Source organism: Pseudomonas sp. SDO5532_S415 (assembly GCF_054071155.1).
Genome location: NZ_JBSVWS010000012.1, coordinates 41079 through 66468, shown reverse-complemented (window position 1 = coordinate 66468; position 25390 = coordinate 41079). Strand labels below are relative to the sequence as shown.

General features: G+C 58.5%; 22 protein-coding genes, 1 tRNA gene and 2 pseudogenes. 14 read left to right on the top strand and 11 right to left on the bottom strand.

Going from position 1 to position 25390, the window contains the following annotated elements; translation table 11 throughout:
* Nucleotides 1-52: 52 nt before the first annotated feature.
* Both ACW9HW_RS06235 and ACW9HW_RS06230 read right to left on the bottom strand, forming a co-directional pair.
* Nucleotides 53-1021 (bottom strand): Gfo/Idh/MocA family protein, encoded by a 969-nt coding sequence (locus ACW9HW_RS06235; RefSeq protein WP_457398956.1) that lies wholly within the window; start codon nt 1019-1021, stop codon nt 53-55.
* Between the two features lie 8 nt (nt 1022-1029).
* Nucleotides 1030-1917, bottom strand: a complete 888-nt coding sequence (locus ACW9HW_RS06230) for a Dyp-type peroxidase (protein WP_457398954.1) — start codon at nt 1915-1917, stop codon at nt 1030-1032.
* Nucleotides 1918-2218: 301 nt separating this feature from the next.
* Between ACW9HW_RS06230 and ACW9HW_RS06225 the strand changes: the two genes are divergently transcribed.
* Nucleotides 2219-3844, top strand: a complete 1626-nt coding sequence (locus tag ACW9HW_RS06225) for an NADP-dependent glyceraldehyde-3-phosphate dehydrogenase (RefSeq protein WP_457398953.1) — start codon at nt 2219-2221, stop codon at nt 3842-3844.
* A gap of 115 nt (nt 3845-3959) precedes the next feature.
* On the opposite strand, the gene ACW9HW_RS06220 is transcribed toward ACW9HW_RS06225, so the two are convergent.
* A complete protein-coding gene (locus ACW9HW_RS06220) occupies nt 3960-4853 on the bottom strand; it encodes a DMT family transporter (protein ID WP_095195339.1) in 894 nt (297 codons plus the stop codon).
* Between the two features lie 137 nt (nt 4854-4990).
* Between ACW9HW_RS06220 and ACW9HW_RS06215 the strand changes: the two genes are divergently transcribed.
* Together ACW9HW_RS06215 and ACW9HW_RS06210 are read left to right on the top strand one after the other, a co-directional pair.
* Nucleotides 4991-5428, top strand: a complete 438-nt coding sequence (locus ACW9HW_RS06215) for an Lrp/AsnC family transcriptional regulator (protein ID WP_095195338.1) — start codon at nt 4991-4993, stop codon at nt 5426-5428.
* A 57-nt stretch (nt 5429-5485) separates the two neighbouring features.
* Nucleotides 5486-5815 carry a YceK/YidQ family lipoprotein gene (locus tag ACW9HW_RS06210; RefSeq protein ID WP_457398951.1) on the top strand — a complete coding sequence of 110 codons (330 nt, stop codon included), beginning with the start codon at nt 5486-5488 and terminating at the stop codon, nt 5813-5815.
* A 58-nt stretch (nt 5816-5873) separates the two neighbouring features.
* Here the strand turns inward: ACW9HW_RS06210 and ACW9HW_RS06205 are convergent, their stop codons facing one another.
* Nucleotides 5874-6545, bottom strand: coding sequence for a Bax inhibitor-1/YccA family protein (locus ACW9HW_RS06205; protein WP_137805121.1), 672 nt, complete (start codon nt 6543-6545; stop codon nt 5874-5876).
* Nucleotides 6546-6668: 123 nt separating this feature from the next.
* Here ACW9HW_RS06205 and ACW9HW_RS06200 point away from each other — a divergent pair.
* Nucleotides 6669-6756: transfer RNA gene (locus ACW9HW_RS06200), tRNA-Ser, on the top strand.
* A 336-nt stretch (nt 6757-7092) separates the two neighbouring features.
* On the opposite strand, the pseudogene ACW9HW_RS06195 reads toward ACW9HW_RS06200, so the two are convergent.
* Nucleotides 7093-7281 (bottom strand): annotated as a pseudogene (locus tag ACW9HW_RS06195) (DNA adenine methylase); the annotation flags it as partial.
* Between ACW9HW_RS06195 and ACW9HW_RS06190 the strand changes: the two are divergent.
* Nucleotides 7273-7737: pseudogene (locus ACW9HW_RS06190) on the top strand (tyrosine-type recombinase/integrase); the annotation flags it as partial. The pseudogenes ACW9HW_RS06195 and ACW9HW_RS06190 sit on opposite strands and share 9 nt — an antisense overlap.
* Before the next feature lie 215 nt (nt 7738-7952).
* Here ACW9HW_RS06190 and ACW9HW_RS06185 read toward each other — a convergent pair.
* From ACW9HW_RS06185 to ACW9HW_RS06175, 3 genes are all read right to left on the bottom strand, one after another.
* Nucleotides 7953-8441: a hypothetical protein gene (locus tag ACW9HW_RS06185; RefSeq protein ID WP_457398949.1), complete on the bottom strand. Its 489-nt coding sequence runs from the start codon at nt 8439-8441 to the stop codon at nt 7953-7955.
* Nucleotides 8442-9755 carry a hypothetical protein gene (locus tag ACW9HW_RS06180; protein ID WP_457398947.1) on the bottom strand — a complete coding sequence of 438 codons (1314 nt, stop codon included), beginning with the start codon at nt 9753-9755 and terminating at the stop codon, nt 8442-8444.
* A 497-nt stretch (nt 9756-10252) separates the two neighbouring features.
* The gene (locus ACW9HW_RS06175; RefSeq protein ID WP_457398945.1) at nt 10253-11176 is read right to left on the bottom strand and encodes a hypothetical protein; all 924 of its coding nucleotides are present in this window, start codon (nt 11174-11176) and stop codon (nt 10253-10255) included.
* Between the two features lie 1231 nt (nt 11177-12407).
* Between ACW9HW_RS06175 and ACW9HW_RS06170 the strand changes: the two genes are divergently transcribed.
* The 9 genes from ACW9HW_RS06170 to ACW9HW_RS06130 are packed head-to-tail and all read left to right on the top strand — an operon-like array spanning nt 12408 to nt 21338.
* Complete coding sequence (locus ACW9HW_RS06170; RefSeq protein ID WP_457398944.1) at nt 12408-13166, top strand: ABC transporter ATP-binding protein; 759 nt, start codon at nt 12408-12410, stop codon at nt 13164-13166.
* Nucleotides 13159-13881, top strand: a complete 723-nt coding sequence (locus ACW9HW_RS06165; protein WP_095195335.1) for an ABC transporter ATP-binding protein — start codon at nt 13159-13161, stop codon at nt 13879-13881. Before ACW9HW_RS06170 ends, ACW9HW_RS06165 begins: the two co-directional genes overlap by 8 nt.
* 57 nt (nt 13882-13938) lie before the next feature.
* Nucleotides 13939-15204 carry an ABC transporter substrate-binding protein gene (locus ACW9HW_RS06160; RefSeq protein WP_095195334.1) on the top strand — a complete coding sequence of 422 codons (1266 nt, stop codon included), beginning with the start codon at nt 13939-13941 and terminating at the stop codon, nt 15202-15204.
* A gap of 21 nt (nt 15205-15225) precedes the next feature.
* The gene (locus ACW9HW_RS06155) at nt 15226-16113 is read left to right on the top strand and encodes a branched-chain amino acid ABC transporter permease (RefSeq protein WP_457398942.1); all 888 of its coding nucleotides are present in this window, start codon (nt 15226-15228) and stop codon (nt 16111-16113) included.
* A gap of 4 nt (nt 16114-16117) precedes the next feature.
* Nucleotides 16118-17101 carry a branched-chain amino acid ABC transporter permease gene (locus ACW9HW_RS06150; protein WP_095195332.1) on the top strand — a complete coding sequence of 328 codons (984 nt, stop codon included), beginning with the start codon at nt 16118-16120 and terminating at the stop codon, nt 17099-17101.
* 29 nt (nt 17102-17130) lie between these two features.
* Nucleotides 17131-19092: an AMP-binding protein gene (locus ACW9HW_RS06145; protein WP_457398940.1), complete on the top strand. Its 1962-nt coding sequence runs from the start codon at nt 17131-17133 to the stop codon at nt 19090-19092.
* Between the two features lie 2 nt (nt 19093-19094).
* On the top strand, nt 19095-19853 hold the full coding sequence (locus tag ACW9HW_RS06140) for a 3-hydroxybutyrate dehydrogenase (protein ID WP_457398939.1): 759 nt from the start codon (nt 19095-19097) through the stop codon (nt 19851-19853).
* 5 nt (nt 19854-19858) lie between these two features.
* On the top strand, nt 19859-20623 hold the full coding sequence (locus tag ACW9HW_RS06135; protein WP_457398938.1) for an FAS1-like dehydratase domain-containing protein: 765 nt from the start codon (nt 19859-19861) through the stop codon (nt 20621-20623).
* A 25-nt stretch (nt 20624-20648) separates the two neighbouring features.
* Nucleotides 20649-21338: a nitroreductase gene (locus tag ACW9HW_RS06130; RefSeq protein ID WP_095195329.1), complete on the top strand. Its 690-nt coding sequence runs from the start codon at nt 20649-20651 to the stop codon at nt 21336-21338.
* Between the two features lie 105 nt (nt 21339-21443).
* On the opposite strand, the gene ACW9HW_RS06125 is transcribed toward ACW9HW_RS06130, so the two are convergent.
* Genes ACW9HW_RS06125 through ACW9HW_RS06115 form a run of 3 tightly spaced genes read right to left on the bottom strand, consistent with a single transcriptional unit; the run spans nt 21444 to nt 25380 of the window.
* Complete coding sequence (locus ACW9HW_RS06125; RefSeq protein WP_457398935.1) at nt 21444-22625, bottom strand: acyl-CoA dehydrogenase; 1182 nt, start codon at nt 22623-22625, stop codon at nt 21444-21446.
* 35 nt (nt 22626-22660) lie between these two features.
* Nucleotides 22661-23863: a 3-oxoadipyl-CoA thiolase gene (locus ACW9HW_RS06120; protein WP_457398933.1), complete on the bottom strand. Its 1203-nt coding sequence runs from the start codon at nt 23861-23863 to the stop codon at nt 22661-22663.
* Nucleotides 23860-25380, bottom strand: coding sequence for a 3-hydroxyacyl-CoA dehydrogenase (locus tag ACW9HW_RS06115; protein ID WP_457398932.1), 1521 nt, complete (start codon nt 25378-25380; stop codon nt 23860-23862). Before ACW9HW_RS06115 ends, ACW9HW_RS06120 begins: the two co-directional genes overlap by 4 nt.
* Nucleotides 25381-25390: the final 10 nt, after the last annotated feature.

The window sequence follows — 25390 nt, the reverse complement described above, 5'->3', positions numbered from 1 at the left end:
CAATGATGTTGACTGACACTCCGCTTTCGCGAGCAGGCTCGCTCCCACAGGTTTAGTGGCGCTTGAGGATCTGGTCCATGACCCAATCGGTTTTCAGCGCCTCTGCGGCCAGCGCCGGATGCCGGGCTTCGCCACGAATATGAGCATTCATGCCCAACACGTGATGCCACTGGATATGCTCATGATGCTCGATGGTCACGCTGAGTCGCTCATCGGTCTCAAGCTCTACCGGCTGTTCGTCGAACACCGAAAAGCTGATCCGGCCTTTGCTGCCGATCACCTCGACCCGATCCTCACGCCGATCCGCCACGAAGTTCCAGCAGCCCATGCCCAGCGCTCCCCCGGCAAACCGCCAACTGGCGCTGACGGCATCCTCGGCGGCATACAAACCCGCCTGCCGCGCGGTGAACCCGGAGACTTCGACGATATCGCCCAGCAGGTACTGGAACAGGTCGAAGCCATGGCTGGCGAGGTCAGCGAAATAACCGCCGCCGGCAATCGAAGGATCGGTGCGCCAGTTATCCGTACCGCCAAGATCGGCCGGCGACGGAGCTTTGGTCAACGTCCAGCTCAGGTGCCGAACCTCGCCGATGCGCCCGTCCTCCAGCCACTGCCGCACCTGCTGGAAGCGCGGCAACGAACGCCGGTAGTAAGAAACAAACAGGTGCAGCCCGGCATCGGCAAAAGCCTTTTGCATCTCACGGCTTTGCCCGGCGTTCAGCGCCATCGGTTTTTCGACACAGCAATGCTTGCCCGCGGCGGCCACCTTCAGGGCGTAAGCGTGATGACTGTCGGGGGGCGTGGCAATGTACACCGCGTCGACTTCGGGATCGTTGATCAACCCCTCAACGTCGGTGTAGATCCGGGCGATGCCGTGACGCGCGGCGTAATCGCTGACCGCTTCCAGACGCCGCCCCATCACCGCCACCAGCGCCGAACCGGGCGCCTTGTAAAAGGCCGGCCCGCTCTTGCGCTCGGCAACGCTGCCGCAACCGATCATGCCCCAACGCACCACATTCATCGTCATGCTCAGCCGATGCGCAAGGCGCGCAGGTCCAGGCGGCCGTCTTTCAGCGGCGGGCACCAGTAGTAGCCGCCGGTGATCGGCCGGCTGATACGGTACAGACCGTCGGTGATGCCATCTTCCAGACCGCTCATACGTCGCAGCTGGACTTCGAAGGCGTCGAGGGAGAAACCGAATGCCAGGAACATCAGGCCGGCGCGGTCGTCTTCGATCCATGGCATCGAACGGCGGACCACGAATGCCTCAGGAGCGAAGCTTTCCTGGGCGGTGCGTTTGACGTGGGCGGAGATCGGCGCGTCATCGAGTTCTTCGTTGTCGCTCAAGCGCCGACCCATGATGTCGTCCGTTTCGTGGGACGGCATTGCGTGGAAACGCTTGAGATCATGCTGCCACTGCTGGATTGCGGCGAAGCTGCCGCCAACCGTGCCTTCAGCGCCCTCGCCCACCAACGCCGCAGCCGCGGCCGCTTCGTCGCGAGGGTTCTCGGTGCCGTCTTCGTAGCCGGTCAGGTCATGGCCGTCGCGGTGACGGAAGCCTTCGGTCACCTGCACCAGGCGCAGTGCCGGCGCCAATGCGGCGGCAAAAACGTGGCTGCGATTAAGCAATTCGCCACGGTCGGTACCGTGCAACCAGCACCACAGCGCGTGTTGGGTCGACGGGTTATCCACGCCCACGCCACTCATCGCCGGGAACGTCCGCAGCCCTTCGATATTGCCATCGAAGGCCTTGACCAGGGATTCACCGAAACCGACCACAGCCGACGTGCCGTCCACCAATTGCACCAACTTGTCGAGCGCGGCCGGCAGATCGGCAGCGGATTCGAGGGCGAAGAACATATGGCGGGCGTGAGGCGGAACAGGGGTGGCGAGAATGCCCGGCTGGTAGTGACTCATGTGAACTCCTTTAGAAAGAACGCGAAGTTTAACCGCAGCACCCGTCGTTGTGTGGACTGAGGTCAAAAGTCGCGTTTCAAGAAGCGCGCAAAGCAGTCTACGCTTGTGACACAAGATCCAGACCCTCAACCCCTCTATTCTGCCCATTGCCGCTGGTTTGACTCACTGTAGGAGCGAGCTCGCTCGCGAAAAACTCATTAACGCCACGGGCACCTGATTTTACGCGTTATCGTTCACGACCTTCGCGAGCAGGCTCGCTCCCACAGAGGGCCTGGCTCGCCAACTCACACGGGGTAGCGACATGAGCACAGCAGATCTGCTTGGCAACCTGTTTCCCGAGGCCGCCAGCATTCCGGAAAAATACCGCCTGGGCGGCCAGATCGAACAACGTGAATACCTGGTCGACGGCGTCCTGAAAACCTGGCCGGGCGCCCTCGCCACAGTGCGCAGCCCGGTGTACCTGAGCACCGCATCGGGTGACGAACAAGTCATCCTCGGCAGCACGCCGCTGCTGGATGCCGACACCGCACTGACCGCCCTCGACGCTGCCGTCCGCGCCTACGATCGCGGCCAGGGTCTGTGGCCGACCATGCGTGTGGCCGAGCGCATCCAGCATGTCGAAACCTTCCTGGGGTGCATGCGTGAACAGCGCGAGGCCGTCGTCAAGCTGCTGATGTGGGAAATCGGCAAGAACCTCAAGGACTCGGAAAAAGAGTTCGACCGCACCTGCGACTACATCGTCGACACCATCAATGCCCTGAAAGAACTCGACCGCCGTTCCAGCCGCTTCGAACTGGAACAGGACACCCTCGGCCAGATCCGCCGCGTACCGCTGGGCGTGGCGTTGTGCATGGGGCCTTACAACTATCCGTTGAACGAAACCTTCACCACGTTGATTCCGGCGTTGATCATGGGCAACACCGTGGTGTTCAAACCGGCCAAGCTCGGCGTACTGCTGATTCGCCCGCTGCTGGAAGCGTTCCGCGACAGCTTCCCGGCCGGGGTTATCAACGTGATCTACGGCAGCGGTCGCGAGACCGTCAGCGCACTGATGGCCAGCGGCAAGATCGATATCTTTGCGTTTATCGGCACCAACAAGGCCGCCAGTGACTTGAAGAAACTGCATCCGCGCCCTCACCGCCTGCGCGCGGCGCTGGGGCTGGATGCGAAGAACCCCGGCATCGTCCTGCCGGAAGTGGACCTGGACAATGCCGTGACTGAAGCGCTCACCGGCTCCCTGTCGTTCAACGGCCAGCGCTGCACCGCGCTGAAAATCCTTTTCGTCCACGAAGACGTGGTCGATGCCTTTATCGAGAAATTCAACGCCAAACTGGCCTCGCTCAAACCCGGCATGCCGTGGGACAGCGGCGTGGCCCTGACGCCCCTGCCGGAGTCGAGCAAGGTCGATTACCTGCACGCGCTGGTGGCCGATGCCGTCGGCAAAGGCGCGAAAGTGGTGAACCCTGATGGCGGCGAGGCCCGCGCGTCGTTCTTCTACCCGGCGGTGCTGTACCCGGTGACGCCACAAATGCGCGTCTACCAGGAAGAACAGTTCGGCCCGGTGGTGCCGATCGTGCCGTACCGTCATCTGGACACGGTGATCGATTACGTTCTGGAGTCGGACTTCGGCCAGCAATTGAGCATCTTCGGCACCAATCCGGTCGCTGTCGGCCGCCTGGTGGACACCTTCGCCAACCAGGTCGGGCGCATCAACCTCAACGCCCAGTGCCAGCGCGGCCCGGACACCTACCCATTCAATGGCCGCAAAAATTCCGCCGAGGGTACGTTGTCGGTGCATGATGCGTTGCGGGTGTTTTCGATCCGTACGTTGGTGGCCACCAAGTTTCAGGAGACCAACAAGGACCTTATCAGCGAGATCATCAGCGGGCGCAGTTCGAGCTTTTTGACCACTGATTACATTTTCTGAGGAGCGAGAACCTGAGCACCACTCTGCCACCGCTGCTGCGCCGGTACTGCGTCCGTTGCTGGACTCGTATCGGCGCTATCCCATGCACTGCGTCGCGCAGGAACATCCGAGCGGTTTACGGGGTAACCGTCCGCCGAAACTTCAGGCTCCAGCCCTGCTGCATGCCGGCGGCGGCCAGCAGAATCGCGGCTACCCCGATCCATTGCAGCGGTTCCAGGCGATGGCCGAAGGCAAACCAGTCGACAAAGATCGCCGCGATCGGATAGATGAACGACAGTGCACCGGTCAATGCCGTCGGCAGTTTCTGGATCGCGCCGTACAGCAGCACGTACATCACGCCGGTGTGCACGATACCCAGGGTGACCAGGCTGCCCCAGGCGCTTGCCTCCTGTGGCAGGGCCGAGAAGTGCGCGAATGGCGCGAGCAGCAACACACCGGTGCTGACCTGAACCAACGCGATCAGATGCGGCGGCGTACCGGTCAGGCGCTTGATGATCAACGCGGCGATCGCGTAGAGAAACGCAGCACCCAAAGCCAGAACGATACCTATCAGATACTCGTTACCGCTCTCACCCTCCCCGCCATGTGCACTGACGATCGCCAGCATTCCGAGAAACGAGACGCCCAGCCATGCCAGCTTCTGCAGCGTAATTTTCTCGTTGAGGAAGACCGCGGCCAGGCCCACCAGCATGAACGGTTGCACGTTGTACACCGCGGTGCCGATGGCAATCGAGGCGCGGGAATAGGAAGCGAACAACAACACCCAGTTGCCGACGATCGCCACGCCGCTGAGCACCGCCAACAGAAACGTGGTGCGGGTCAGGATACCGGGGCGCAGGAAGCCGAATGCCGCGCAAATCAACAGCAGCGCACCGGCCCCGAACAGGCAGCGCCAGAACACCACGTCCAGCACCGGTTGCCCGGACACCAGCACAAACCAGCCGATGGTCCCGGAGATCAGCATGGCGGCGGTCATTTCGAACGAGCCGCGACGTATTGTTTTGTCCATTTCCAGACTCCTCTGTGAGTGGGCAAAGTATGCCAATCGGCCGAGGCGATTCTCCAGCGCAAAAATCAGGCTAAACTCGGAATCTGCCTTTTTTATAAAGGTAGTTTCGAATAATTGCCTAATTGAGGTTTTTCGCCATGACCGATGACATCGACCAAGTGCTGATCACGGCGTTGATGGAAGACTCGCGACGCTCGCTCAAGGCCCTGGCACACCTCAGCGGCCTGTCCTCGCCCAGCGTTGCCGAACGCCTGCGTCGCCTCGAGGAGCGTGGCGTGCTCAAGGGCTACACCGTTGAAATCGACCCGAAATGCTTTGGCTATCAACTCCAGGCCATCGTACGCGTTCGCCCGTTGCCGGGTCAGTTGCAGGAAGTCGAACGGCAGATCATGGCCATTCCCGAGTTCACCGAGTGCGACAAGGTGACCGGCGACGACTGCTTCATCGCGCGCCTGCACGTGCGCTCGATGGAACAACTGGACACCCTGCTCGATCGCCTCAACACCCACGCCGAAACCAACACCGCGATCGTCAAGAAAACCCCGGTCAAACGCCGGCTGCCGCCGATGGCGTGAGTGAAATTTCGCTCCAACCGGCGTAAATTGGCGGTTTTCCAGCTAAGGATTGGCGGTATGAAAGTTCAGCTCATGTTGATGGCGGCACTGATGCTCGCGGGCTGCGGCACGGTTCAGACGGTTATTCGCGCGGACGAAGTGGCCACCAAGAGCCTCAAGGAACAAAAGAGTTACTGCGGTGCAGTTCCCCGTATCTACAGCGGCGTGGCGTACGACTTCTGTTATTTGAACGCGCCTTTGGAAAAAGGACGAGATGCACAGGTCCATGACAGCGCTCCTGCCATTGTGCTGATCGACGTGGTCATTTCCGGCGCGCTCGACACCTTGCTGCTGCCCTATACCATCTACCGGCAGCAAGCTGACGGAAGCATCATCATTACCGAGTAACCCTGAACTGCAGACAAAAAAAACCCGCCGAAGCGGGTTTTTTGCTTAACGCTGACAATCAGTCATCACGGCTCATGATGCCGAACAGCTGCAACAGGCTGACGAACAGGTTGTAGATCGATACATACAGGCTGATGGTCGCCATGATGTAGTTACGCTCGCCGCCGTGAATGATGGCGCTGGTCTGGAACAGAATGCAGACCGAGGAGAACAGCACGAAACCTGCGCTGATCGCCAGTTGCAGACCGCTGATCTGGAAGAAGAAGCTGGCAACCACTGCACCCAGCAACACGAAGAAACCCGCAGTGATGAAGCCACTGAGGAAGCTCATGTCCTTGCGGGAGATCAGCACGTAGGCCGACAGACCACCGAACACCAGTGCCGTCATGGCAAAGGCCGAGCTGACCACTTCAGCGCCACCCTGCATGCCCAGGTAACGGTTGAGGATCGGGCCGAGCAGGAAACCCATGAAACCGGTCAGGGCAAATGCCGACACCAGGCCCCAGGCGGAATCACGGAGTTTGTTGGTGAGGAAGAAAAGGCCATAAAAGCCGATCAGCACCACGAAAATGTTCGGGTAGCCGACACGCATCTGCTGGGCAACGTAGGCCATCACACCGCTGAAGGCGAGCGTCAGTGCCAGCAAGCCGTATGTGTTGCGCAGGACGCGGCTAACCTCTAGCTGCTCAGCCTGCAAGCTGTTATTAACTGCGTAATCCTGTTCGCGCATGGCGACACTCCTGTTGGTTTGTAACGTTCAGTCGCAAAGATCATAACAGACGCTCTGTAACAAGCTATGCAGAGAGTTTGACAGTGTGTTTCATTCAGGTATTATGGCGCCCGCAACGCAAACGGAGGTGTGGCCGAGTGGTTTAAGGCAACGGTCTTGAAAACCGTCGACTGTAACAGGTCCATGAGTTCGAATCCCATCGCCTCCGCCATCTTCATACGACAAAGCCCTGATTAGTCAGGGCTTTGTTGTTTCTGGTACTTGGCTTTTTGGTCACCTGATTTCGATGCGTTACAAAACTTTTGGTAACCGTTACAAAACTTTCCTGATTTTCCCCTCTCTCGGCGTCCTGTCGACCGTAGAAAACCCTTCATCAAACCTAGTGCTACGGTGACCTCACAACCGAGGATTCACGATGCCAACCACAGACCTGCTCCCACACCTACTGATCAAGCTCAACGAAAATCAGCTCGCCCTTGTATGGGCCATAATGGAACTCACAATTTGGGTTGAGCAGTGAGGATCAAACGAAGTCGCCGAAAACGTACGAGACGCTCACCTTTCCTTTGCAGTGGCGCATGAAGTTGGCCATCCGCTCGTAGTTCTCGAATGGAAAATCGACGCCATAGCCGGCGGCCTGCCAGCAAGGCGGATCCATGTAGTGAAAAGTATGGGCACGGTCGTAGCGTTCGGCGCATTCAAGCCAGGGCAGATTCTCGACGTAAGTACCGGACAAAAACCGGCAGATGTCTTGATCATGCGCAAGGACGATATTGAAGGGGGGTATTTGAAGGTGCAGCAGAACAAAACTCACAAAAAGCTACGTATCCAGATGACCACCAACGGGTCGGCCAACAGTCTAGGCACGCTGATCGAGAAAATCGGAGAGCGCAACGCTCAGCACCTTTCGAGCTATTTTATTGTGAATGCGCGAGGAAAACGCATGACTGCAAAAATGCTCCGCGATCGCTGGGATAAAGCGCGGGAAAAGGCCAAGAACGAAGCGATCGAAATGGGCGACACTCTGCTAGCTGCACGAATCAGCAGCTTTCAGTTTCGGGACATCAGGCCAAAAGCCGCGTCGGAAATCACAGACGTCGGCGAAGCAAGCCTGCTCTTGGGCCATACCAAGGGAGACATTACGGAGCGTGTATACCGTCGTATCGGTGCCATTGCAAAGCCGTCAAAATAGCTGCTGAGTTCATCAAAATGACGCTGGTTATTGCTCATGACTTGGAGTCACGCCTTAAGTTCGTCGCTGCAGTGTCTGCTTCCCGAAGCGGCCCTCCTGCGAGGCCAACTAGTAGTGAGGTTATGTACCGTGTTGCGTTTTTTGCGTGATCGCGTGCCGCATAAATTCCCTAGCGAACTGTAAGTCCTTGTCTTGCTTTGCGGGAATTTTAGGAATTACTTTTTAACGCACTTCTCTCCTTCACCGCAAGAAATTTCAGACGGCGATAAAAACGTAATACCTCCAATAAGACCTATGGGACCACCAATAATCAACGCTCCCACTCTATCAAATCCATATTTAATGAGAGCTGCACCGATGAAGGCTCGTCCAACTTGTGTCGCAGCTTTCCCTGCAGCAATGGATGCATCCGACCGTGCAGTCGCTCGCGCCCTTTCCAACGCAAATGAGCGCTCTATGAGCTGGAGCTTTTCTTGAGCTTCTCTATACATTTTTTCGATTTCTTGCCTGTTGGCTTCCTGCTGTAAATAGTCCCGCTGCTTTTGCTCTGCGAGCGCTTGATCTCTCGCACGATCTGCAGCAACTTTCTCATTAAACCTTATTTCATAATCTCGTTTTTCTCTGCCCCCAAGGTAATCTCGCCCAGGCTTTTCACTAGAAACCCCCATTTCCACATTTAAATCACGATCAATTAGATAGCCCATTTAACTCACCCTTATTGCAACGCGAATCCCTAATATAATATCTTTTGGCGCAGCAAAAAATTGCAGCGCGGGAATGTCAATAGCAATTCCAGTTCCGGCTTTTTCTCGCGCAATCTTTCCATTCAGAGAATCAACCAACGCTGGCAATTCTATTTCCCATTCGCCCAATGGAGAAGCGTTGACGAACTGCGATTCAGAATATAATGGGAGCGATTCTAACAATGAGCGCTGAGACCAAGCTGGAACGCCACTCAATCTAACAGGCTGCAGATCCCATGATTTGTTAGGGCCAGGGATATCAGCAAGATTGCTGCGTTGCTTAGGCAAATCCAACCTAAAGGACAATGACAATGATTCTCTTTGTTTGGATACATATGCAAAGCTGCTATTGAAAAGTTCTCTAGCGGCAGCATCTGCACTAATTGCGGCATTAAAATTTTCAGCACTATCAGAAAAACTCATTGTTACGCCAAGGGCCACGACCCTTATTGCGTCATTTTCACGAAGCCCGATAAAGTGTTTTGGTTCTAAATTAAATCTTATAATTGCAACTCCAGGACTTTTTATTGCAGTCACGTCTGCAATCTGATCAGCCCCCAATGCAAAATGAACGTCGTACACCGATTCTTGACGTCGCCCTTCATCAAGGGTTGTAGTTGCCTGTCTCAGCCACAGAACCAACTTTGAAAGCGTTTCAGAGTCCTCCCACTCAGGAAGTTTACCAAGCTGAACCTTATAAGAACACTCCACACCAATACGTATCGCACTTAGCCTTTCATAAAGCATTTTAATATTGCTTGCTAGAAGCTGACGGAGATAATCAACTCTCTCTCCAAAGTTTAATGAGCTGCCTTTGGTTAAGTGATGATTGAGTCTTGTTCTTCTCGCATTAGAGATCAAATCATTGCGTTCTGCTAAAGTATTCGGATCTAAAGCTGAATCGCCAGATGCCTGCTTAGTGTTGGCAGCAACTTCCAACTGCAATAGCTCCAATTCATATTGCTGTATTTGCTCTGCGAACTGAATATCCAATGCCGTCCTAATAGCGTCGGATTCTAAAGCTTGAATCTCACCATTCCTTTCCAAGGAATTATTTAGCAGGTTTCCGGCTTCTACAATATTTTCATCAATTCGCCATGGCGCATATTTCGACAGGTCTACACTTTGCGGAAGATTGTTCTTAACAAATTGATCGGTTGATTCCTGGACAATAGATGTTACCCACGCGTAGGCTACATCATCCCCAACCGCCAGCAGTTGCTCTCTTATCTTCCTGCTGGAATCGACAACCTTGAAGTCAAAGACATTTGCCATTTGGCGCCTCTCCTATTCGGAATTGATTTCGCAGCCTTTATCATTTGTAGTCGTGAAATTACGTTTTTGTTAAATACGTTTTTTGAACTACAAATCACTTGACTATTTCCTTTTATTAGCTCACTGCAGGTAAGACGGTCACGCCATCTGAAGAAATCCACCCATATCTGGTGAAAAAAACCGATCGCTTTGAATGGTATCCCGATCGAACAATTGTCTGTTGCCTATGCGGAGTACGCCGGCACGCTGAAGTAGATCCGGCTGCACGCGCAACGTCAGACTTGGGCGACCTACAGATCTGGTCTATTCCAGTTAGGAGCAGGCCTGTGCTGCATACTTGCACTCAGAGGTATTGCGGGCTTTTCTCCGAGGAGTGTCGGCCCTGGCTTGGTAGATTTCGCAATGGGTCGCTTTAGACCGAACGCGGACCTGCTTCTCCTAGCCTAGTCTCTTCAACATTGGGAGGTCTCTCAACAAGCGAGCCTATTTCGCGCACATTATTCATCTTTGTAACGCGTAGTCACCTGAGCCTCGAGCGCGGGCCCAAGTGCTCCTTTCAGCGCTTCAATTTCAGAATTTGCGCGATCAAAGTTTCCGCCAACAGTACCGGTTTCAGTAACCGTTACCGACAGCTGGAGCTTTGATCCCGGGAGTTTTGCAGGCATGATTTCTGAATCTATTGGCGATACCTGCACCATTCCCATCGAGATCGGCTCATCTATAAGAACTCCAGGTCCATTAAGTGGGATCTCGGGAAACGAGACCACTGCGGATCCGTATCGCCGAACTTCATTTACAGATGTTGAGTCAAGCGCAACCCCATGGACAACTATTGCCATACTTATTCCAATTTGCCCCTGTCGACTTTGGTTTTTACCAAAGCATTTTTTTTCACACTTGGTTAGCGCAATACTGTTTTTTGCCCAGGCATAAACAGGACGTAGCACTACCGACTCTGAGTTCCCTAAACTCTGGAACAGCTTAGCCACCACCAAGGACTCATACTCAAGCGCCCCATCATCCTTTACTTTCACACGACCAGCGACCACACAACGGTCCGCCACGAAATCGCTCACGCTAGCTTCCAATCTTGCGCTGTAATCCGCGGAGGACCGTTTCTTTATACCTTCAATGTAGTGCGCAAATTGGTCAGCGCCAAGATCAAAGACCAACTTAGCAACAACAGGAACCCATAACACAACATTAAGCAATGGACTATACTTAACACCGCAAGCAACGGCTACCGATTGCTCGTACTCCGCAGATATCGGAAAAATTGATATTTTATCTGGGTTATTAAGGAACGCGGCAAATCCCTTATCACTTCCTTCGGGCTCAATTTTTGGTGTAGTTGCAATTTTTAAGGTCTGGCAACCACACAGAAAAATTGCAACTAATAGAATCGCTATAGATCGCATCATCGCACTCCCTCGTCTCTCGATACTTCTTTTTTCCGAGCTTAGTCCATTCGCTGCAGAAATGAGAAATAATCGAACGAGAATAGAAAACGAATTTTCCTGAGCTGACTCGGCTCTGGCTAAGAAGAACGTTAGTGAGCGGCGATAACGTCACCCGGTTGCAAGTCAAGATCAATGATCACATAGTATAAATCAAACAAATCAAGGCTCTTTCACAGGGGGCTATAGGCGGGGCCGTTTTATTTTTTTTAATGCTGCGTTTAGATTCACATCGGCCTCACGCCTGCAGAAACTTAGAGCTTCGTATGGGCGATTTCTGCCGCGGTGACCAGCTGCTATGGATCGAAGGCGACCTTTCATAGGCCGATCCATTAAGGGCAGAAGCTAGTCTGCTCTGGGCCTACCATGGGCGCCATAACTGAACGTATCTACTGTCGCCTCAGCTCCTTCGAATTAGCTGAAAAATGCGTTATAAAAGGCTGACGCCGCCCCTTGTAGAACGCGGCCTCCAGCGGAGCCAAAGAATGATAATTTTAGAACGAAAACAAGCTACGGGCCTTGGATTATGAGCATTTGTATGTCGGACTTGAAAACCGTCGACTGTAACAGGTCCATGAGTTCGAATCCCATCGCCTCCGCCATATTTGATACGACAAAGCCCTGATTATTCAGGGCTTTGTCGTTTCTGGTGTGCGCAATTTCTGTTGCACCACTTCTTCTGGATCGTTTCCGCATCTTTCGGTCATTCCACCCCTCCTCCGATACCACTTCTTCTGCCCAAATCGGGCTGATAGCCGAAACCCTCCAATAAGCCAGTAGAGACTCCGCCGAAAGCTTGATTTCAGTCACCGTCCGAGATGGCGTCTCGCAATCGAGTGACGTAGGCAGTGCTGGCTGCACTCATCGACATAAAGACAACATGTTGACATTTATAAATGTCGAAGCGTATCGTCGAGCCCATCAGAAAAGCATTCACATCGCCATAAAAACAATCAAACCCTGTGAATTAGGTGCTTAAAATGAAACAAAGCACAAAAAAGATGTCAATCGTCCGTTCCAGTCAGAGCCGAATCATCGGTTTTAATGACAATATGATTACCTATAACCCTTCTTGCTTTCGGGCTGCAGTGCCGAATGGCTCCTCACTTGGATGCGCGCCAGTCGGTCAAGGCTGACTGAGACGTGTGTGGGGCCATTCAGCCAAGCAAACCATCACCAGGCAGGAAGGATAGCGATGAGCAATGTCATTCTCGAAACCCGGGGCTTGACCAAGGAGTTCAGTGGCTTCACCGCCGTGGATTCGGTCGATCTTCAAGTGCAGGAGGGGCATATCCATGCCCTGATCGGCCCCAACGGTGCCGGCAAATCCACGGTCTTCAATCTGCTGACCCGCTTCCTGCCAGCCACCCGCGGTGCGGTGCTGTATCAAGGGCAAGCCATCGGCAAGCTGGCGCCTGACCGGATCGCCCGCCTGGGGCTGGTGCGCTCCTTTCAGATATCGGCCGTGTTCGGCCAGATGAGCGTGCTGGAAAACGTCCGCGTAGCTTTACAACGCGAACTCGGCACCAGCTTCCACTTCTGGAAACCCGCCAACTCCCTCGACCACCTCAACCAGCGTGCCATGCACCTGCTCGAACTAGTCGACCTGCAGGATTTCGCCCTGCACAAGACCGCTGAGCTGCCCTATGGGCGCAAGCGCGCACTGGAACTGGCCACGACCCTGGCCCTGGAACCCAAGGTGATGCTGCTCGACGAACCGACCCAGGGCATGGGCCACGAGGACGTCGAGCGAGTGGTTGAACTGATCCGCAAGGTCGCAGTGGATCGCACGGTGCTGATGGTCGAGCACAACCTGCGCGTCGTCAGCAGCCTGTGCCATCGCATCACGGTACTGGCGCGCGGCAGCGTGCTGGCCGAAGGCGACTACGCCAGCGTATCGGCCAACCCGTTGGTACGCGAAGCCTACATGGGCAAGGAGGCTGAACATGTCTGAGGCACACAATCAACCACGCGAACAACTGCGCCTGACCAACGTGCATGCCTTCTACGGCGAATCGCACATCCTTCACGGCGTCGACATGACGGTCAATCGCGGTGAATTGGTCACACTGCTAGGACGCAACGGCGCCGGCCGCAGCACCATCTTGAAATCGATCATGGGCATGGTCGGCCGATGCAGCGGCTCGATCTGCATCAACGGCCAGGAAACCGTGAAAATCGCTGCGCACCAGATCGCCCGCCTCGGCGTGGGGTTCTGCCCGGAAGAGCGCGGCATCTTCGCCAGCCTGAACGTCGAAGAAAATCTCATGCTGCCGCCGACCGTGGCCAGTGGCGGCATGTCGCTGGACGAAATCTTCGACATGTTCCCCAACCTCTACGAGCGTCGTAAAAGCCAGGGCACGCGCCTGTCCGGCGGCGAACAACAGATGCTGGCCATGGCTCGAATCCTGCGCACCGGGGCGAACCTGCTGCTGCTCGACGAGATCACTGAAGGCCTGGCCCCGGTGATCGTCGAGCGCCTGGGCGAAGTGCTGGTGGAGCTCAAGCGCCGGGGCATCACCATCGTGCTGGTGGAGCAGAACTTCCGCTTTGCCGCGCCCCTGGCCGATCGTCATTACCTGATCGAGCACGGCCAGGTCGTCGAACACTTCACCGCCGCAGAACTGGACGGCAAACGCGACCAACTCAACGCCATGCTCGGCGTTTGACCCTGCTGTACCGACCCATAACAACAATTAGCGCGCTCTCAAGCCGTGGAGATTCGCATGTCAGCAGCATTCAATTTCAGTACCGCCCCCATGACCCGGACGATCATCGCCAGCCTGTTCGCCGGTCTGCTCGCCAGCCCTGCCCAAGCCAGCATCAGCGACGATGAAATTCGCATCGGCTACCTCGATGACCTGAGCGGCCCCTACAGCGATCTCGCCGGCCCAGGCGGCCTGGAAGCCATTCGCATGGCCATCGAGGACATGGGTGGCAAGATCGGCCAGAACAAAGTCGAGCTGTTTTCCGCCGACCACAAGAACAACGCCGACCTGGGCGCGAACATCAGCCGCGAGTGGATCGACCGGCGCAATGTCGACCTGATCGCCGGTTTGAACGCCTCGCCGGTGGCCATCGCGGTCACCCGGCTGGTGGAGGAAAAGCACCGTTTCGCCATCGTCTCCACTGCCGCCGCTGCCAGCCTGACCAACGAATACTGCACGCCCAACCATCTGCACTACGTGTACGACACCTACTCGGTCTCCAACGGAGCGGCCAAAGCCATCGTCGCCAGTGGCGGTGACACCTGGTACATGCTCAGCGCCGACTACGCCTTTGGCCACGCCATGGAAGCGCAGGTGTCGAAGGCCGTGATCGAAAACGGCGGAAAAGTCATCGGCAAGGCCAACCACCCGTTCCAGACCAGCGATTTTTCCTCGTACATCCTGCAAGCCCAGGCCTCCGGCGCCAAGATCATCGGCCTTGCCAGTGCCGGCTCCGATTTGGTCAATGCCATTTCCACCGCCAAGCAATTCGGCCTGATGGAGTCCGGCCAGACCCTGGCCAGCCTCATGGTCTTCATCACCGACATCAAAGCCATCGGCCTGCCCACGGCCCAGGGGACAAAGTTCGTGTCCGGCTGGTACTGGGACATGAATGATGAATCCCGCGCCTGGGCCAAGCGTTATTTCGAGCGGACCAAGCGCATGCCGACCATGGTTCAGGCCGGCATGTACTCCAGCACGTATCAGTACCTCAAAGCGGTCGAAGCCACCGGCTCCGACGACCCGCAGACCGTGCGCGAGTACATGATGAAGACCCCGATCAACGATATGTTCACCAGGAACGGCCGGGTTCGGGTCGATGGCCGCATGGTGCATGACATGTATCTGGCCCAGGTGAAGACACCCGAGGAATCCATGGGTGAGTGGGACCTGTTCAAGATCCTCGGCACCATCCCTGCGGACGAGGCTTTCCTGCCGCTTTCGCAAAGCAAGTGCAAGTTGGTGAACGCTGATCAGAAGGTCGCCAGCGCCTTGCGCCCGTGACAAAACCCGAGGACGACTGACATGACCATGCTTTTCGGGGTACCCCTGGCAGCGCTGTTCGGCCAGTTATTGCTGGGCCTGATCAACGGTGCGTTCTATGCGTTGTTGAGCCTGGGCCTGGCGGTGATCTTTGGCCTGTTGCGGATCATCAACTTCGCCCACGGCGCTCAATACATGCTGGGCGCCTTCACCGCACTGCTATTGCTCAAGTATCTGAACGTGAACTATTGGGCCGCACTGTTTCTGGTGCCGCTGTTGATCGGCGCCCTGGGGATATTGATCGAACGCTTGCTGCTGCGGCGCATCGCGCACCTGGATCATCTCTACGGCCTGTTGTTGACGTTCGGCCTGACCATGGTCATCGAGGGCAGCTTCATCAACTTGTTCGGCGTGTCTGGCAGCAATTATCCGATTCCGCCGTCGCTGCAAGGCGGCTTCAAGCTGGACTTCATGTTCCTGCCGGCCTACCGCGCCTGGGTGTTGGCGGCCGGTTTGGGGATGTGCCTGTTCACCTGGTATGTGATCGAGAAGACGCGCCTGGGCGCCTACCTTCGCGCGGGCACCGAAAAGCCCGCGCTGATGCAGGCCTTCGGGGTCAACGTGCCGCTGCTGACCACCCTCACCTACGGCTTCAGCGTGGCATTGGCGGCCTTCGCCGGCGTGTTGGCGGCACCGATCTACTCGGTGTCGCCGACCATGGGCTCCAACTTGCTGATCGTGGTGTTCGCAGTGGTGGTCATCGGCGGGATGGGTTCGATCATGGGCGCGATCCTCACCGGGGTCGCCATGGGCCTGATCGAAGGCCTGACCAAAGTGTTCTGGCCCGAATCATCCGGTACCGTGATTTTCCTCGTGATGATCCTGGTGCTGCTGGTACGCCCCAACGGTCTGTTCGGAAAGGAGGCGTAAGCCCATGAATACTCAATCTCTACTGACCTTCGCGCAACAGCGCGGGATCCGTGAGCAACGCCAGCTCAACACCCTGTACATCACGCTGATCGCGATCGGCTTGATCGCCCCCTGGGTCGCCTACCCGGTGTTCCTGATGAAGCTGTTGTGCTTCGGCCTGTTTGCCTGCTCGTTCAACCTGTTGCTGGGCTATACCGGCCTGCTGTCTTTCGGGCATGCCGCGTTTCTTGCCGCGGGCGGCTACAGCACCGGCTATCTGTTGAGCCAACACCCGGGCATCGGCCCGGAATTGGCGATCATCGTCGGTACTGCCGCTGCCGCGCTGGTTGGTGCGCTGTTCGGTGCACTGGCGATTCGCAGGCAGGGCATTTACTTCGCGATGATCACCCTGGCCCTCGCGCAATTGCTTTACTTCCTGTTCCTCAAGGTGCCCGCCACCGGCGGCGAAGATGGCCTGCACGGCATCAGTCGCGGCAAGCTGCTGGGTTTCATCGACCTGGCGGACAACCACGCCATGTACTACTTCGTGCTGGCCATCACCGTGCTTGGCTTCGCCCTGGTCAAGCGCGTGGTGCACTCGCCTTTCGGGCAGATTCTGCAGGCGATTCGCGAGAACGAAGACCGCGCCACGTCACTGGGTTACAACGTCACTCGGTATAAGTGGCTGGCCTTCGTCATTTCATCAGGCATCGCCGGCCTGGCTGGTTCCACCAAGGCCGTGGTGTTTCAGCTGGCAACCTTGTCGGATGCACACTGGCACATGTCCGGCGAGGTGGTGCTGATGACCTTGCTCGGCGGCGTCGGCACCCTGCTCGGCCCTTTCGTCGGTGCCGGCATTGTGATCTCGCTGCAACACCTGCTGGCGCAATCGCCGCTGGGCACCTGGGGCACCCCGATCCTCGGCTGCATTTTTGTGCTCTGCGTACTCTGCTTCCGCTGCGGTGTAGTCGGATCGATCAAGCTGCTTGTGAAGAAGAATTTCAAGTGACCCCATTGATCAGCGATAAGGACATGACCATGAACACCTCCGCCGTCTGGACGCCGTCAACCGATTTCATTCGACGTACGCGCCTGCATCAGTGGATGAAGAAAGTGGGCGAGACTGACCATGACGCCTTCATCGAGCGTTCCACTAACGATCCGCAATGGTTCGCCAGCGCCCTGGAACAGGCCCTCGGCATTGTCTGGGATGCGCCCTATCAAACGCCACTCAATACCGCTGGTGGCATCAAGCATCCGCGCTGGTACGAGGGCGGCCGGCTCAACATCCTGCGCACGGCGCTGGAGCGCTGGGCTGTCGACCCGGAGCACGCGCAGAAAGCCGCGTTGATCTGGGAAGGTGAAGACGGCCAGTGTCTTGAAGTGAGCTATGGCGAGCTGGCGCGACGGGTCAACAACGTCGCACAGGGCCTGAGCGAACTGGGCATGGTCAGCGGTGACCGCGTGGCCATCTTCATGCCGATGCTGATCGAGACCGTGGTCGCGTTGTTGGCGGTGGTCAAGCTCGGTGCGATTTTCACGCCCGCCTTCTCCGGCTATGGCGCCGAAGCACTGGCCACGCGCATTGAAGCCTGCGGGGCCAAATTGCTGATCACTGCCGACGGCTTCATGCGGCGTGGCAGAGTGATTGCCATGAAGGAAGAGGCCGACAAGGCTGCCGCACTGAGCCCGTCGCTGGAAAAAGTGGTGGTGCGGCGCCTGGGGCGGGACATCCCCTGGCATTCAAACCGCGATCTGGACTTTGCCACACTGCAAGCCTGTGACGGCAGCCAGTGCCCGACAGCGGTCATGGACAGCCAGTCACCGATGATGATCATTTATACCTCCGGCACCACCGGCAAGCCCAAGGGCGCGGTGCATACCCACAGCGGATTTCCGCTCAAGGCGGCACTGGATGTGGGTTTGTGCATGGATGTCGGACAAAACGACCGCCTGTTCTGGATCACCGACATGGGCTGGCTGACCGGCCCGGTGGTGGTCTTCGGCAGCCTGATCAACGGTGCCTGCGCCATCATCTATGAAGGCTCGCCGGACTACCCGCAAGCGGATCGGGTGTGGACGCTGGGCGCACGCCATCAGGCCACCCACATCGGCGTATCACCCACGCTGGTCCGTTCGCTGATGCAGCATGGTGATGCCGTTGCCCAAGGTCATGACCTGAGCGCCTTGCGCACCTTCACCTCGACCGGCGAGCCCTGGAACCCGGAGCCCTGGCTGTGGCTATTCAACACCGTAGGCCAGGGCCGTTATCCGATCATCAACTATGCCGGTGGCACCGAAATCGGCGGCGGCATCCTGACCAATGTACTGATCAAGCCGATATCCCCGGTGACCTTCAACAGTCGCATGCCGGGCATGGCGGCTGATGTCTGCGATAGCCAGGGCCAGCCGGTGCGCCAGACGCTGGGCGAGCTGGTGCTGCGCCAGCCATGGATCGGCATGACCCAAAGCTTCTGGCAGGAACCGCAGCGCTATGAAGACTCGTACTTCAACCGTTTCCCTGAAACCTGGGTGCACGGCGACTGGGCGATCATCGATGACGAAGGTTTCTGGACCATCACCGGTCGCTCCGATGACACCTTGAACGTGGCCGGCAAGCGGATCGGCCCAGCCGAAATGGAGTCGATCCTGGTCAGCCACGCCCAGGTGCTGGAAGCCGGGGCCATCGGCATTCCCGACGAGATCAAGGGTGAAGCCCCGGTGTGCTTCGTGGTGCTCCTTCCAGGCAGCGAACCGACCCCCGAACTGGAAACGGAACTGCTTGGCCTGATTGGTGCCCGGCTGGGCAAGGCGATGCGCCCCAAGCATTTGCACTACGTCAGCGAGCTGCCCAAGACCCGCAATGGCAAGGTCATGCGCCGGGTGATTCGCGCCGCTTATCTGGGCCAGGACGCCGGCGACCTGACGTCGATGGAAAATCCCGCCGCCCTTGGCGTCATCAGTCGCTGCCACCAGCAACCGGCATCAACGGGAGCCTGAACATGAACCGGACGCAACGTACCGTAGTGGTTACCGGCGCCGCCCAGGGCATCGGCCTGGCGATTGCCCGGGCCTTCGCCGCCCAGGGTGATTTCGTGGCCTTGTGCGACGTCAATCTGACGGCCGCCGAGCAGGCGGCGAACAGCCTGCCCAACGCCCGCGCCTATGCGCTGGACGTCACCAGCGAAGCGCAGATCGTCTCCTTTTATGAGCAACTGTTGGCGGAGCACGGCGCAGTGGATGTGCTGGTGAACAACGCCGGGCTGCAGCACATCGCGCCCGTGCAGGACTTCCCGCTGTCGCAATGGAACACCCTGTTGGCCGTGATGCTGACCGGGCCTTTCCTGATGAGCAAACACGCCCTGCCGGGCATGCTCGAACAGCGGAGCGGGCGCATCATCAATATCGCCTCGGTGCACGGCAAACTGGCCTCGCCCTACAAGAGCGCCTACGTGGCCGCCAAACACGGCCTGATCGGCCTGACCCGGACCCTGGCCCTTGAAACCGTGAATCAAGGGATCACCGCCAACGCTATTTTACCTGGCGCCGTGCGCACTTCTCTGGTGGAAAACCAGCTGCCGCAGCTGGCGGCCCAGGACCACATCAGCGAAGAGCAAGCCCTGCAACGCCATATCCTGGCGCGCCAACCCCTCAAGCGCCTGCTGGAGCCCAGCGAGATCGGCGACAGCGCTGTTTACCTCGCCTCCCACGCTGCACGCGCCATCACCGGTGAGTCGCTCAGCGTGTCTGGCGGCTGGTGACCGGCATGGGTCTCACTGCGCTTGCTGGCTACCGGTTCCCTGAATACCAATGGTCGTTCGATGCCGAGCGCGTTTTAGCCCTCAATCAGGCCATTGGCATGCCCCCGAACTGCAATCAGCCGCCGACCCTGGCCTACAGTGCCGACATGGACCGGGACGTGGTCAGGCAGCTGTTCACTTTGACCGGGCTTGAGGCCCATCAACTGCTGCATGGCGAACAACATTTCCGCTACCACCAGCCATTGCAACCAGGCTTTGTCTACCGCAGCAGCGCACACCTGAGCGAGGTCATCACCAAGCCGCGTTTCAGCCTGCTGCACAAGCAAACCCGGTTGTTCGCCGCAGACGGTTCACTGGCGTGCGAGATGCTCAGTCTCTACGTTGCCCTGCTGAAACCGGGCGCACCCAGCGTCGGGCCGGTGCTCGAGACCCAAGACACGCAACCTGTACTTGCCGCAACCGAGATCAATCGGGAACAGATCCGGGCCTTTGCCAGCGCCTCGGGGGATCACAACCGCGTCCATCTGGAACCGGCCATTGCGCAGATGGCCGGGCACCCGGACGTGTTTGCCCAGGGCATGCTCGGAATGGGGTTACTCGGCAGTCTACTGCCTGGTTCGCGCCTGCGCCGTTTTGGCGTGCGATTCCTGTCGCCCATTGCCCTGGGAGATCACCCGAGGCTGTACCAGGCAGGCGGCACCCGTCGAAACCTGATACTGGCCAACGAGCACAATCGTATTCGAATCAGAGGCTACGCCGAACTCGATTGAACCGCGCAAAATCCGGAGAAAATCCATGCACGTAGACAACGCTATACGCTCACGCAAATCGGTCCGCCGCTTCCTGCCCATGGGCATTTCGAAGCCGGTGATTGAACATATCCTCAAGGTCGCCGCGCGCGCGCCCAGCGGCAACAACGTGCAGCCATGGCATGTCCATGCGCTGACCGGCGATGCCAAGCAGGCACTGTGTGCCGATATCCTGGCGTCTACCACAACCCAACCCGGTCAGCATGACCCTGAATATCAGTACTACCCGGACAACTGGTTCGAACCCTATCAGAGCCGTCGCCGCGCATCCGGTTATGGCCTGTATGAAGCACTCGGCATCGACCGCAACGATCGCGAGGCCCGCGAGCATCAGAACCTGCGCAACTTTCACTTCTTCGACGCGCCGGTCGGCCTGTTGATCAGCCTCGATCGCCGACTCAATACCGGCAGCTACATCGACCTGGGCATGTTCATTCAAAACATCATGCTTGCCGCACGCGGGCAGGGCCTGCACACCTGCCCCCAGGCCGCGTTCGCCTGGTATCACCAGATCGTCCGCCGTCATGTACCCCTGGCGGATGAGGACATCCTGGTCTGCGGCATCGCACTCGGGCATGAGGACCGCGATGCACCGGAAAACAGCCTGCAGACACAGCGCGAGCCGGTCGCCGCGTTCACGTCCTTTCATGGTTTCCCTGAGCGCGTGCCGGGGTAGGCAGCCAGGCACAATGAAAAAGGCGATGGTGTCATGACCATCGCCTTTTTCTGGCTTGTCGCCGGCTTCAGATTTGCCGGTCGAACACTTGTTGTCAGACGAACATCAGAAAAACGCCTGGAGACCGGTCTGCGCCCGACCGAGGATCAACGCATGCACGTCGTGGGTGCCTTCGTAGGTGTTGACCACTTCCAGATTGACCAGATGACGGGCCACGCCGAACTCGTCGCTGATGCCATTGCCACCCAACATGTCCCGCGCCAGGCGCGCGATGTCCAGCGACTTGCCGCAACTGTTGCGCTTCATGATCGAGGTGATTTCGACCGCGGCGGTACCTTCGTCCTTCATCCGCCCCAGACGCAGGCAACCTTGCAGGGCCAGGGTAATTTCGGTCTGCATGTCCGCCAGCTTTTTCTGGATCAACTGGTTGGCAGCCAGCGGGCGACCGAACTGCTGGCGATCCAGCACGTATTGGCGCGCGGTGTGCCAGCAATCTTCGGCCGCACCCAGCGCGCCCCAGGCGATGCCGTAACGCGCCGAGTTCAGGCAGGTGAACGGACCGCGCAGACCGCGCACATCCGGGAAGGCGTTCTCTTCAGGACAGAACACATTGTCCATGACGATTTCACCGGTGATCGACGCACGCAGCCCGACCTTGCCGTGAATAACCGGCGCACTCAGGCCCTGCCAGCCCTTCTCCAGGACAAAACCGCGAATCTGCCCTTCATCGTCCTTGGCCCAGACCACGAAGACATCGGCGATCGGGCTATTGGTGATCCACATCTTGCTCCCGGTCAGGCGGTAGCCGCCGTCGACTTTTCGCGCCCGGGTAATCATCGAGCCCGGATCGGAGCCATGGTTCGGTTCGGTCAGACCAAAACAGCCAATGTAATGACCGGTGGCCAGCTTTGGCAGGTACTTCTGCTTGGTGGCTTCGTTGCCGAACTCATTGATCGGCACCATCACCAGGGAGGATTGCACGCTCATCATTGAGCGATAGCCCGAGTCCACGCGCTCGACTTCCCGGGCGATCAGGCCATAGCACACATAGTTCAGGCCACTGCCACCGTAGGCTTCAGGAATGGTGGCGCCCAGCAGGCCGGTCTCGCCCATCTCGCGAAAAATTGCCGGGTCAGTCTGTTCATGACGAAACGCCTCCAGCACCCGTGGCGCCAGCTTGTCAGCGGCGAACTGCTGGGCGCTGTCGCGCACCATGCGCTCTTCTTCGGTCAGTTGCTGATCCAGCAGCAGCGGGTCGATCCAGTTGAAGCTTGCCTTGTTGGCCATGGGTTATTCTCCGGTTTGGTTCTTGTCAGGGGTTGTCAGTCGAGGCGTTCGATCACGCAGGCAATGCCCTGGCCCAGGCCAATGCACAGGCTGACCAGGGCGTAGCGCCCGTTGCTGCGTTCCAGTTGACGCACCGCGCTGTAGGCCAGGCGAGCGCCGGAAGCACCGAGTGGATGGCCGATGGCAATGGCACCACCGTTGGGATTCAAGCGCGGATCATCGAAGGCCACGCCGAGTTGCCGGACACAGCCGAGCACTTGTGCGGCAAATGCTTCGTTGATTTCGATCAGGTCCATGTCAGCCAGGCTCAAACCTGCGCGCTGCAACGCCTTGGTGCAGGCCGGCACCGGGCCAAGGCCCATCAGGCGCGGTTCGACACCGACCACGGCGCCCGCCAGAATGCGCGCCCGGGGCTTGAGCCCGACCTTCTCACCCATGGCCCGCGAGCCAATCAGCAGCGCCGCCGCGCCATCGTTGATGCCCGAAGCGTTGCCCGCCGTGACAACGCCGCCGTCAAACAGCGGTTGCAGGTCCGACAGCGCCTCGAAGTTACTTTGCGGGCGCGGATGCTCGTCACGGTCGACGATCTTCGGTGGCTGCTTGCGCCCTTGCGGCACTTCGATCGGCAGGATTTCACCGGCCTGAAAACCATCGCGCACCGCCGCGTCGAACAACGCCTGACTGCGCGCGGCATAGATGTCGGCTTCCTCGCGAGTGATGCTCAGTTCACGGGCGACGTTGTCCGCCGTCTGCGGCATCGAATCGGCGCCGAACCCGGACTCTACCTTCGGATTGGGAAAGCGTGCGCCGAGGGTGCTGTCGCACACCTGAAAATCTCGGGACCAGGCGCTTTGCGCCTTGGCCACCACGAACGGCGCACGACTCATGCTCTCGACGCCACTGGCAACAAACAGCTCGCCTTCGCCGCAGCGCACGGCGCGGGCAGCATCCAGCACGGCCGCCAGGCCGGAGCCGCACAGGCGATTGACGGTCAAACCGCCCACCGCCGTTGGCAGGCCGGACAGCAGCGCCACATGACGTGCCAGGTTACGCCCGTCCTCCCCCGCCTGACTGCTGCAGCCGGCGATCAGGTCCTCGTAGTCACACATGTCGAACGGGTTACGCGCCACCAGGGCACGCACCACACTGGCCAGCAGATCATCGGGGCGCACACCGGCCAGAGCCCCGGCATGGCGACCGAACGGCGAACGCAGGCCATCGTAGATATAGGCCGTCATGCGTGATCCTCGGCAGTGGTCAGTGGCAGGTTGAGCTGGACCCGGCGCCGCAGCCAGGGGCTGACCCGATAGCGCGGTTCCTGATACAGCTCATGCAATTGGTGCAGGATCTGCTGGATCTGCGCCGCGCCGTAATGGTCGCCAAAACCCAGCGGACCATGGGGGTAACCGAGGGCCAACTGCACTGCACGGTCGAGGATTGCGGGTTCGGCGATACGACGCTGGGCAATCTCGCAACCCAGGTTGACGATCCCGGCGAGTACACGCTGGGCGATGAAGCCCGGCGAGTCATTGATGACCTCCACCGGCACGCCATCGGCGCCCAGGGCCTGGCGTGCTTGCGCCAGCACCTGCGCGTCGAGCGCCGGTTGACGCATCAGCACACGACGCGAATCGAAACCGACGAAGGTCTCCAGCGCCAGACTGCGTCGCGGTGGCAGTCGCTTGCGGGCGATCACACTGCTGGCATCCTCGCCCAAGGGCGTGACCAGGCAGATGGCATTCGCACTCGGTTGATCGCCCTGCTCCAGCACCACGCCGGCAACCGACAGCACCGCAGCGATCCGCTCGCGCATCGCCGAGTCGTCGCAGTCCAGCCAGAACGGCTGGGTGATCGCCACCTGCGGCGGCGCCTGCTCCGCTTGCTCGACCACGCGACCGTCCTGGTAGCGATAGAAGCCCTGCCCGGTCTTGCGCCCCAACAAGCCACCGGCCAGACGCGGTGGCACCAGCGCCGATGGGGTGTAGCGCGGGTCCTGGTAAAACTGGGTATGAATCGACTCCATCACCGCATGGGCGATGTCGAGGCCGACCAGGTCGAACAGTTCGAACGGCCCCATGCGAAAGCCGAGGCTGTCCTTGAGGATGCGATCGATTTGCGCCGGGGTCGCGATTCCTTCGCCCAGGATACGCAACGCCTCCGGACCGAAGGCCCGCCCGGCATGATTGACCAGGAAGCCCGGCGAGTCTGGCGTCGTCGCGGCAAAATGTCCTGCGTGGCCGGCCAGTGTCACCAGGCGCTTGACCACCTGCGGGTCGGTCCGCTCACCACGCACCACCTCGACGATTTTCATCAGTGGTACCGGGTTGAAAAAGTGAAACCCGGCCACCCGCTCAGGATGCCGGCAGGCACTGGCGATCAGGCTCACCGACAAGGAGGAAGTGTTGGTCGCCAGTACCGCGTCGGCCCTGACCACGTGCTCCAGCGCACGAAACAACGCCTGCTTGGCCTCCAGGTTTTCAACGATCGCCTCGATCAATAAATCGCAATCGGCCAAGGCTTGAAGGCTGATGGCCGGTCGCATGCACGCCAGTGCGGTCGCCAGCGCTTCATCGCTTAACTTGCCCTTGGCGGCGGAGCGCTCAAGCAAAGCCCGATTGGCTTGTAACGCCACCTCCGTCGCTTCGCTACGGCTGTCGTACAGCAACACTGGAACGCCTGCGGTGGCGAACAACTGAGCGATCCCCCGGCCCATCGCACCGCTGCCGATCACACCGATTTGTTTGAACGTATTCACAAGCACCTCC